This is a genomic window from Mycobacterium angelicum, from assembly GCF_002086155.1.
In the GTDB taxonomy this organism is placed as follows: Bacteria; Actinomycetota; Actinomycetes; order Mycobacteriales; family Mycobacteriaceae; genus Mycobacterium; species Mycobacterium angelicum.
Genome location: NZ_MVHE01000209.1, coordinates 1 through 1,174, shown reverse-complemented (window position 1 = coordinate 1,174; position 1,174 = coordinate 1). Strand labels below are relative to the sequence as shown.

General features: G+C 79.1%; 1 pseudogene. It reads left to right on the top strand.

Annotated features, from left to right (window positions below):
• Nucleotides 1–1,174 (top strand): annotated as a pseudogene (locus BST12_RS32570) (PE family protein); the annotation flags it as partial.

Sequence of the window (1,174 nt, the reverse complement as noted above, 5' to 3'; positions counted from 1 at the left end):
GGCTTCAACGCCACCAGCAGCACCGAGGCCGCCACCAAGGGCGGCGACGGCGGCACCGGTGGCGCCGCCGGCGGAGCCGGCCTGGCCGGCACCGGGGGCACCGGCGGCGCCGCCGGGACCGCGGGTGTCGGCGGCAAGGGTGGCGACGGCGCCCTCGGCGGCAACGGCGCCCAAGGCACCCCCGGCTCCGCGAACAATAACGGCGGAACCGGCAGTGACGGCGCGGCCGGCGGCAATGGCGGGCAGGGCGGGGCCGGCAACGGCGGCACCAACGGCTCCGGCGGCCGCGGCGGTACCGGCGGCCACGGCGGCAACGGCGGCCAGGGCTTCAACGCCACCAGCACCGACGCCGCTACCAAGGGTGGCGACGGCGGCAAGGGCGGCGCAGCTGGCGCGGCCGGCCTGGTCGGCACCGGCGGCCAAGGCGGTACGGCGGGCACGGCTGGTGTCGGCGGCAGGGGCGGCGACGGCGCCCAGGGCGGCAACGGCTTCCAAGGCAGCGCTGGCTCCGCCGGTCTGGACGGCGGAAAAGGCAGCGACGGCGCCGCCGGTGGCAGCGGCGGCCAGGGCGGGGCCGGCAATGGCGGTACCAACGGCTCGGGCGGCAACGGCGGCAATGGCGGTACCGGCGGCAATGGCGGCCAGGGCTTCAACGCCACCAGTAGCGCCCCTGCTACGAAGGGCGGCGACGGTGGCACCGGCGGCGCGGCGGGCGGAGCCGGCCTGGCCGGCACCGGGGGCACCGGCGGCGCCGCCGGGACCGCGGGTGTCGGCGGCAAGGGTGGCGACGGCGCGCTCGGGGGCAACGGGTTCCAAGGCACTGACGGCACCGCAGGTAAGGCCGGCGGTACCGGTAGCGACGGCGCCGCCGGCGGCCAGGGCGGCCAGGGCGGGGCCGGCAACGGCGGCACCAACGGCTCGGGCGGCAATGGCGGCAATGGCGGCATCGGCGGCAACGGCGGCAAAGGCTTCAACGCCACCAGCACCGATGCGGCTACCAAGGGCGGCGACGGCGGCAACGGCGGCGCCGCCGGCGGAGCCGGCCTGGTCGGCACCGGCGGCCAAGGCGGCACCGCGGGCACCGCCGGCACCGGCGGGAAAGGCGGCGACGGCGCGCTCGGCGGCAACGGCGCCCAAGGCACCCCCGGCTCCGCGAACAATAACGGCGGCACCG